This is a genomic window from Kitasatospora sp. NPDC093102 (genome assembly GCF_040683915.1).
Taxonomy (GTDB): Bacteria; Actinomycetota; Actinomycetes; order Streptomycetales; family Streptomycetaceae; genus Kitasatospora.
In genome coordinates this window covers 1-8,615 of the sequence record NZ_JBFBFA010000097.1, presented here as the reverse complement: position 1 = coordinate 8,615, position 8,615 = coordinate 1, and the positions used below count along the sequence as shown (strand labels likewise).

At 70.7% G+C, this 8,615-nt stretch carries 6 protein-coding genes; 1 reads left to right on the top strand and 5 read right to left on the bottom strand.

Annotated elements, in window-relative coordinates; all coding sequences use genetic code 11:
- Positions 1-72 precede the first annotated feature (72 nt).
- The 4 genes from AB0O11_RS38625 to AB0O11_RS38610 form a co-directional block, all read right to left on the bottom strand.
- Positions 73-567 carry a TniQ family protein gene (locus AB0O11_RS38625; protein WP_363397123.1) on the bottom strand — a complete coding sequence of 165 codons (495 nt, stop codon included), beginning with the start codon at positions 565-567 and terminating at the stop codon, positions 73-75.
- A gap of 118 nt (positions 568-685) precedes the next feature.
- A complete protein-coding gene (locus AB0O11_RS38620) occupies positions 686-1,699 on the bottom strand; it encodes an ATP-binding protein (protein ID WP_363397126.1) in 1,014 nt (337 codons plus the stop codon).
- On the bottom strand, positions 1,696-4,047 hold the full coding sequence (locus AB0O11_RS38615; RefSeq protein WP_363397120.1) for a transposase: 2,352 nt from the start codon (positions 4,045-4,047) through the stop codon (positions 1,696-1,698). Before AB0O11_RS38615 ends, AB0O11_RS38620 begins: the two co-directional genes overlap by 4 nt.
- Positions 4,044-4,769: a TnsA-like heteromeric transposase endonuclease subunit gene (locus tag AB0O11_RS38610; RefSeq protein ID WP_363397117.1), complete on the bottom strand. Its 726-nt coding sequence runs from the start codon at positions 4,767-4,769 to the stop codon at positions 4,044-4,046. The genes AB0O11_RS38615 and AB0O11_RS38610 overlap by 4 nt, the downstream gene beginning before the upstream one ends.
- 310 nt (positions 4,770-5,079) lie before the next feature.
- On the opposite strand from AB0O11_RS38610, the gene AB0O11_RS38605 reads away from it, so the two are divergent.
- On the top strand, positions 5,080-5,226 hold the full coding sequence (locus AB0O11_RS38605; RefSeq protein WP_363397114.1) for a hypothetical protein: 147 nt from the start codon (positions 5,080-5,082) through the stop codon (positions 5,224-5,226).
- A 197-nt stretch (positions 5,227-5,423) separates the two neighbouring features.
- Here the strand turns inward: AB0O11_RS38605 and AB0O11_RS38600 are convergent, their stop codons facing one another.
- The gene (locus AB0O11_RS38600; RefSeq protein ID WP_363397111.1) at positions 5,424-7,964 is read right to left on the bottom strand and encodes a Helicase associated domain protein; all 2,541 of its coding nucleotides are present in this window, start codon (positions 7,962-7,964) and stop codon (positions 5,424-5,426) included.
- Positions 7,965-8,615: the final 651 nt, after the last annotated feature.

Here is an 8,615-nt window from a genome sequence, read left to right as displayed (position 1 = left end):
ACGGCAGACTGCCGCGCGTGACCAGCACGAGCACCGGGGCACGGAATCACACCAGGCCCGTGACCTGCCACTTCACGATGCACACCACTCAATGCCGATCTGCGTGAGGTCGAGCAGGTCCCCGCCGACCCGGTGGCTCCCCACCAGCCACACCCGGTGGCGACGGCAGACGCGACCGTGCTCTGGCAGGTACACCCGCGCGGGGGCCGCACACCCGGTACGGGCCGCCGTACACGACCGGCATGCCACCCCCGCGGCACTGGCGATGGCCTTCCGCGCGCGGAACTGGCCTGCCGGTCCCCACAGCGCCGTTCCCGGAGGCTCCTCCTGCTCCCACATGGGCAACGCGCGACGCAGATGCTCCTGCGGCACGCCGCAGAACGCGGCCACCCGTTCCCGCGCCGCCGCGTTCAGGTACACCTCGCCGTCGGCCTTGTAGTCCTTGAACATCCGCTGCACCCCGTCGTGGGTGACGAGAGCCGACACGAGGACCTTCACATCCAGGCGGCACCGGCCGGCCAGACGCTGCAAGAACGACAGCGTCGTCTCGCCAGGTAACGGAGCCACCCTCACCGGACCCGGCCGCCGACTCAGCGGGACGGGAGACAGCCGCTGTGTCGCCGGCGACTCCACCGTCCGGCCGACGTCGGCGCCGGATGAAGCCTGACAGGTACTCCCGTTCCGGTCAGACAAGCCCGCGCCTCCGCGGACGAGCCTGCTGCTCGGCAGCGGTATCGAGTTCGATCCCCGCCAGAAGCTTCTTCGTGATCCGCTCGCCGCCGTCGTAGAGCGCCGCGATCGCGGCCTCACGCACCAGGTGGGAAAGGCTGCCGATCCTGCCACCGGTCCGGGCATGGATATAGGCCGCATGCCGCGGCAGCGTGCCCGCCACATGCCGACGCAGCCGCAGCGCCCGGTCCATGTCATCCAGCAGGTCGTGCCACACGGCCTGCTCCTCGGCGGTCGCGTAGGCCAGCGGCGGGTTTCGAAGGATCTTGAACCGTCCGGCGAGCTGCGCCCCGCGAACCCCGGTCAGCAGGGGAGAGGTCTCGACATTGACGCCGGAGTAGACAAACGTCGCGGGAATGCGCTCGCCCAGGTACTTGAGCTGGTCGGACGTCTCCGCGCCGACCCGGCTGCGCGTTTCCATCAGGTGCACGTCGTCGACCAGCACCAGTTGGGTGCCCAGATCGCACAGCAACTCGCACACCGCGTTGGTGATCTGGACCTGGTTCATCCGCTCGGCCAGCGGGAGACCGAGAAACCGGGCGAACTCGCTGATCAGCATCTTCGGGGTGGAGGACGGCGGCACGGTGACGAACAGCACCGGCAGCCGATCCCGAACCCCCGGGTGCCGCAGCCGGTCCGCCATCTCCACCGTCCGCCCGAGCTGCTGCATCGCGGTGGTCTTCCCGGTCGTCGACGGCCCGGAGATGATCAGCCCGCGCCTGGCGCCGCCCTGCTGCCCCCGGTTGAGCGCCAGCAGCCGCCGCACCGACAGCGAGATCCTGTCCATCGCCGGGGTCCGCAGCACCACGAACCGCGAGTGGTACCGCTCCCGCTCCTCCAGATCCCACTCCTCGTCCAGGACATCGCCCGGCTGCGCATCAGGAGCGTCCACGAAGCGCTGCCACCCGTCCCAGGTGGTCAGCTCCTGCGACGCCAGCTCCCGCACCGCCGGGCCCCCAGCGGGGGTCATCGTGCCGTCCAACGCTGAGCCTCCTCATAGGCGTCGTACGTGCCGCCGCCGTGCCGTGTGCCCGGTCCGGGCGCACCTGGCCTCTGCCGATCCGACGCCCCCGCACAGGCCGGTGCCCGCGCCGGCCGCGGCGCGGCGCCCGACTGTGCCGACCCGCGCTCCGGGCTGGCCGCCGTGCCCTGCCCACAGACAGGCGTGCCCGCGCCCTCAGACCGTGTGTGCGGCGCATCACCGCCCGCATCGTCCTGACCGTCCTCACCCGGGTCGTCCGCCCACCACTCCTCGCCGCCGACAACCTCCTCGTCCACGCCGTCCGCGTCATCCCCGTCGTGCCACCCCCGGCCACCGGGAACGCCCACGACATCCTGGTAGCCGAAGGCCGCCGCGAGCCCCGAAGCCCCACCGCCGGCCACCCGCCCCAGATCGGTGCCGGCGGCGAGGGCACCTGCGCGGGCCTTCGCCGCGACAGCGCGCTCGCGTTTGCTGCCCAGCCCCCTGTCGGCCCGGCGCAGCAGATCGTCCAGCACCCGCGCCAGCTGCGCCTCGTGCTCCGCCCGGCCCTCCCGGCGCTCAACCGTCCCCCGGACGTAGTCCCAGGTGTTGGCGGTAAACGGGAGCGTCACCAGCGTGCGGTGCACCCACGGCACCTCCAGCCAGCCCTGCGGCGTCCGCACCCACACCTGGCCCGGGTCGTGCGGATTGCAGCGGACCTCCCACCGGCCCTTCTTGTCCTGCCGGGCGGAGCGCCGTCCGCGGCAGTCGTTCAGCCACGGGTGGTCGAGGTCGTAGGTGCGGTAGTCGAAGCGGATCCCGTAGTCGTTGACGGCCAACCACTTCACCTCGAGCAGCTCGACGAAGTCGGTGCCCGACAGCGGCAGCGGGACATGCCCGCACAGCCCCACCAGCGCGGCCCACATCTCGTTCGGCGACACGCTGACCTTGGGCAACAGCGGGTGCCGCAGTGCCCCATGCCGGCGCTCCTGCCAGCCCGCCACGACCCATTCGTCCAGCAGGTCCCGCAGCTGCGCGATATTCCAGACCGCCTCCTCCTCCACACCCTCGCCCCGCTGGGAGACATCGGAACCCGTGCAGCCGGCCACGTACTGGCTGAACCCGGTCCCGATCGACCGGAAGGCGCGCTCCACGTTCCCCTTCGCCGGGCCGTTGGCCGGCGGAACCGGCTGCACCGATACCCCCAGGCTCTCGCACGCCCCCACGAACGTCTGCGACACGAACACCGCGCCCTGGTCCACCACGACCATCTCCGGCACGATCACCGGCCGCGCCGCAGCACCCGCAAGCCGCGCATCCAAAGCGACCAGCCGCTCGAAAGGCACCGCCGACCGGCGCATCGACAGCGCCTCGTCCCAGCCCGCCCGCATGGCCATAGGCGTCACCATCTGGGCCAACAGCAAAGCGGCATCCACGGCCTTCGCCCCGGCCGGCCGCAGTACCACCGCGCAGATGCTCCGCGTCGCCACATCCAGCGCGATCACCAGACCCAGCCTGGCGACCACCCCGTCCTCCAAGACCGCCATCACATCCAGCGGTGTGCTGTCCAGCATCACCAACTCGCCCGGCCGCAGCGCCACCGTCGGCGTGAACGGGGGAGTGGGCCGCGACGAGCGCCGACGACGTTGCACCGCCGACCCCAGCAGCCCCTGCCCATCGGCCAGAGCATGTACCAGCCGATTGAACGTCGACGCCGGCGGAAGAACAACCGCCCCCTCCCCGAACTCCTCCTCCAACGCCCACCCAACCTGCCGACGCAGCCGCGACAACGTCCCCGACGACCGGCCACGCTGCTCCTTCAACACCCGCAGGATCACCGCAACCACCCGCTCATCCGCCCGCCCCAACCGCGAACCGCCCCTCACCACCCGCCCATCCACCAACCCCCACAGCCCCCGCACCCGGTACCGCGCCCGCATCCGCCGCACCGTCCCCACACCCGCCGCCCACCCCGCCGCCGACAGCTCCACCGCCTTCGCCACCTCCCGCTGCGCCATGCTGCGCACCGCAGGGTCGTACTCGGGCCGCGGCAGCCCGCTCCGGGCGCGGTCGGGGAAACCGGTCTCCACCTCCAGCACGTGCCGCTGCCAGTCCAAGGCACGCTCCCGTACCTTGGCAGGCAGCCCGTCCAGCAGGGTGAACGGCGGGATCCCGGGCACCGGGTCGCCGCCGATGACCTCAAACCCCTCAGCAGCAAGCAGGTAAGGCAACAGGACCGCAGCCGTCGTGCCACCATCGCCGACCAGGGTGACCCGGGCACCTTCCAGGACCGCCACGGTCCACTCACGCCCATCGAAGCGCACGCTCGCACCCACAGCGACAACAGGATGCGTCATCCCACACACCCCTCACCCAGCGACGCCGAGACGACGACCCGCTCGTGCAACGGCACATCCAGCCGCGCCTGCAGCAGACCGCGCCACAGAGCGTGGAACAGCACCGGCCACACCGCGATCGGATCCCCGACAGACCGCACGCCCTCCACCGCCGACCGCGGCCGATCGAAGGCCCCCAAGACATCTGACAAAGGCCCACCAGCGCCATAGCGGGGGTGCCGGTAGCCCGCCAGCCACCGCACATTGGCCACCACCACCGGGTCCCCAGGCCCGGCCAGCCGATAGCGCCACCCCACCGCCCTCACCGCCGCAGCCACCACGGCCGCCCGCGCGGCGAGCCTCGCGGAAGGCCCCTCACGGCCCACGCAGTCGACCAGCAGCCCGCTCCCGTCAGCCAGCCGAGCCATGACCTGCGGCGCATGCCCCACCACCGTGCCGCGCTCGCTCCAGACCAGCTCCACCGGCCGGCACGCCAACGCGACGACCCCCGGATCCCGGTCCATCAGCATGACCTGCGTACGCATCAGCCCCGAGCCGTAGGCCACCAACCGCCCACACGTCGCCGACCACCACCAGCCCGGGGCAACACGCCTCCCCGGCCGCACCGGAAACGCCGCCAGAGGAGAACAGCCCTCCAGGACCACCTCCCGCGCCGCCTCACCCCACGGCAACTGCCGCACCCGCCCCACCGGGTCAAGGAACCGCGCATCCGTCGACTCCACCCCGTCCCAGCCGACCCCAGCCGACCGCGGTACCGCAAAATCCGCCATCGCACCCAGACGAGACCCACTGCCCACCCCGGACAGGACTCGCCACCCTCCCAGCCCCAGCCAAGCGCACTGCGAAATCCACAGAAGCCCAAGCCAGTCCGCTTCACTCCAACGAGTGCCAACAGCCCCTGCCGGATCGCACTCACCCACCGATCCCGAGCACCCGGGATCGACACCAGCTATCTGTCGTCTTCACCGCCCACCCGCCGGAGGACCTCCACCACGCCACCGAGTAGGACACTCACGACCAGGCGCCCGTGGTGTGGCTGCCAGCGGCCGCACCAGGGCCGCTTTGTACCTCTACCCGGCCATCGGCACCGCCCTGGACCAAGCCGTCCTGGCCGACCCCGCGACCACCGATGAATCGCTACTGCTCCCGGCGAAGCCCAGCACCCCCCAACGGCGCTGAACCTCAACGCGGAGACAGACCAGTGGGGTACGGTGCCGGACACAGGCCGATCGCGGCCTTGCCGGGGGTGGCCGCCGGTCGCCCGGGAAGGCTGAACAGCGATCGGGAGGGGCAGGCCACTGGCCCGCCCCTCCCGCTGTTGCGCCCGCCGCCTACGGCTTCGCCCCCTCCGCATGCCGGGGCGTAGCAGCGCAGCCCTACCAAGCCACTCCCAGGGCTTCCAGCTGCCCGCGCTGCTCCTCGGTGAGCTTGTCCCGCCTGGCCTTGGTGTTGTTCCACCAGGTGCCCAGCGCCAGCCCTTCCGCAGACCGATAGGACCGCGGCACCCGGGCATGGCCCTCACGCTCGACGAAGGCCGCCAGCGCCGCCAGACCCTGCTGGAACCGGTCGGTGCGGGACACCTTCGGCTTCGCCTCGGCCACGGCCTTGGCGGCCACCAGCTCGGCGTCGGCCTCGATGCCGATCGCGGCGAGCAGGTCCTGCTGGTCCTCGGCCAGGTCCGGCCAGCCAGCCCGCTGCGCCCGCACCCAGCGGCCGAGCTGCTCGCCCTCGTACACCGTGTCCAGCGGCAGGGCGGTCCAGTCCACCAGGCCGTCGGACTCCAGCCACCACAGCCGGGCGGTGGCGTAGGCGCGCTGCCAGGTGATCGGCCAAGTGGGGCACCACCAGGGGTCGATCTCCTCCAGCGCCCGCCGCCGCTCGGGCGACAGCGCGCCCTGCTCCCCGGCCGGCACCTGGGCGGCGGCGCGCAGTTCGGAGAGCCAGGTGCCGATCGGGTAGGAACCGACCCACGCCCGGGCCGGCGCAGCCAGAGACGAACCGTGCTCCTTCGCCCAGACCCGCGCCCAGTCGAGACCGGCCTCGAACCTGGCGTCGCTGACGGACCAGATCATCCCGAGCGCGTCCAGCATCTCCACCCGGTATGACGCCAGTTCACCATTCGCATTCTCGCTGCGCCGGTCCGACAGCCACTTTCCGAGAGGATAATTCCCATTTTCTCCGACAAGCGCGGAATAAGGGACGTCGAGCCCGCCGGTTTCCTCGAACCAGCGCCGCGCATGCCCGATCCCCTCACGCCACAGCTGCGTCTCGCCGACCAGGACCCGGGACGCGATGAACAAGGCGAGCACGTTCTCGTCCACCGGCGTCTGGAACCGCACCGGCAGCGTGAACGCCCCCGACCCGCCCGCAACAACCATGCTCTCACCAGGGCCGGAAGCAGCCTCGGCGCTGCGCCCCTTGGTCCGCTTGCCGGACTTCTGCGGCACCGCGAGGGCCTCGACCACCTTGGCGTCGTGGCTGCGCAGCGCGGTAAGGATCTTGACCAGGGGACCGTAGGAATCGGACTCCAGAATGTCCCCGGGCTCCTCTCCCGGCTTGAGGAAAACCGGCACGATCAGGCTGGCAGTCTTTCCTTCCCCGGGCTGCATGCGCAGGGCCCGGCCGATGGCCTGGACGATATCCACCATGCTGCCCCGGCCCTGGAGAAGCACCGAATCTGCATTTGGCATATCGACACCCTCGCCCAGGACCTTGCAGTTGCTGAAGATCCGGTGCTTAAGTCCATCGTCCTCCTCGCCACGCCCGAAGTCCTCGATGAGCTCCTTCCGGTAGTCGATCTCGTGCTCGCCGGAGAGCCACTGCGCCCAGAATTCCGGCGGGTATTTCTGCGGGTTTTCGAAGTGCAGCTTCTCGACGGTCTGGTTCAGCGTCTCGGAGAAATAGCGGGCCTCGATCGTGCGGTTGTGGAACGTGATGCACCGCTCCAGCCCTCGCTCGACCACGGTCTTGGCCAGCCCGGCCTGGATGGCCGCGATGCGCGCGGCCGGCACCTCGTCCTCGCTCCCGTCCTGGGCCTCGCCGACCCCCGGACCCCACGGCACGCCCTGCTGCTCGGCCGCGGCCCGGTCGCCGAGCGGGTCGCGCAGTTCCAGGACCACGATCTCGAATGGGGCGAGCAGCTTCCTGTCGATGGCCTCCGCCAGGCCCAGGGAGTAGACGTGCGGCCCGTAGATCCGCTGGTCGTCCATGGACACCGCCAGTTCCTCCGGCAGCGGCTGGTAGGCCCCCTCACGGCCCTTCACCGGGCGCTTGGGCGGCGCCCAGATCCTCGGAGTCGCCGTCATGTAGAGCCGGCGGTCCGCAGGGATGGCGGCCTGGTCGTGCACCACCGTCCAGGTCTTCTCCACGCTGCCGGAGGAGCGGTGCGCCTCGTCGCAGACCATCAGCCCGAGCGGGGGCAGCAGCTCGCCCTGGCGCTCCGCCCAATACTCGTAGGCGTCGGCGACCGCACCGACGGAGGTGTAGGTGGCGAAGAGGGTGGTCGGCCGGCGGTGCTTCGCGGCGTTGGACAGCCACATGCCGATCATCAGCGGGCTGGTGGTCGCCATCACGCCGAACGGCAGCTCCGAGTCGACCAGCGAGCAGATGGCGTGCATGTCCCCGGAGCGCCCGGCCGCCCGCCACGAGCCGATCATCTGCACCAGCAGGTCCAGAGTCGGCACGACGACCAGGACCACGCCGCGGGACACCAGCTTCTGGCCGGCCGCCGCCCCGACGTAGCTCTTGCCGGAGCCGGTGGCCATCTGGACGGTCACCCGCAACCCGTTGGGGGCGGAGTGTCCCGGACGGGACGTCAGGCCCCGCACGATGGCCTCCAGGGCTTCCTCCTGGTGTCCGCGCAGCGAGATGCCGGCGGCTGCCTGAGCGGCCATCAGGCCGGGCTTCACGACGTTCACGAAGACGAGTCTCCCCTCACCCATTCCCGAGCCCGCACACGGGACCACACGGGAAATGCTGACAGTGCCCTACTGATACATCCAACGGACCGGCCAAGAAATCCAGCCGACCGGAATACAAGCCTGACTGAAGCGGCTATCCGGCAGGATATCAGTCCACGGCCAAGGAATCCGGCGAATACCCGAAAAGCGTGGGCCCGAACCCGGCTTCCGGCGGGATCGCCTGACACTCCAAGACTGATACACCGGGGACCGTTGCTCACCCTGCCAGGGTAGCGCACCCCACCCCTTCATGGGGCCGAAACAGTGGTCCGGACCATGGACTGGACCAATCTGGCAGGAGTGAAGCCGGCCCGCATTGCGCCCCCGACACGCCACCCCTTCCCCCAGTCAGCCTGTCTTGAGTTCAGCCAAAATTCCAGCTCAATGACTTGAATGGGCATCAGCCCACCGGCATCATGGAGCGAAGCGGAGTGATGCCGGCCCGAGCGCGAAGCGCCGGGCCCACCCGGGCGAAGCCCGGGTGCGGACACGCGGAGCGGGTCCGCCGCCTGACCGAAGGTCAGGCGCGAACGGAGGGCCGAAGGCCCGTAGGGACCCGCTCCCGCGGTAGCTAGAGCAACCCTGGGAACTACACTCACGTACAAAGAG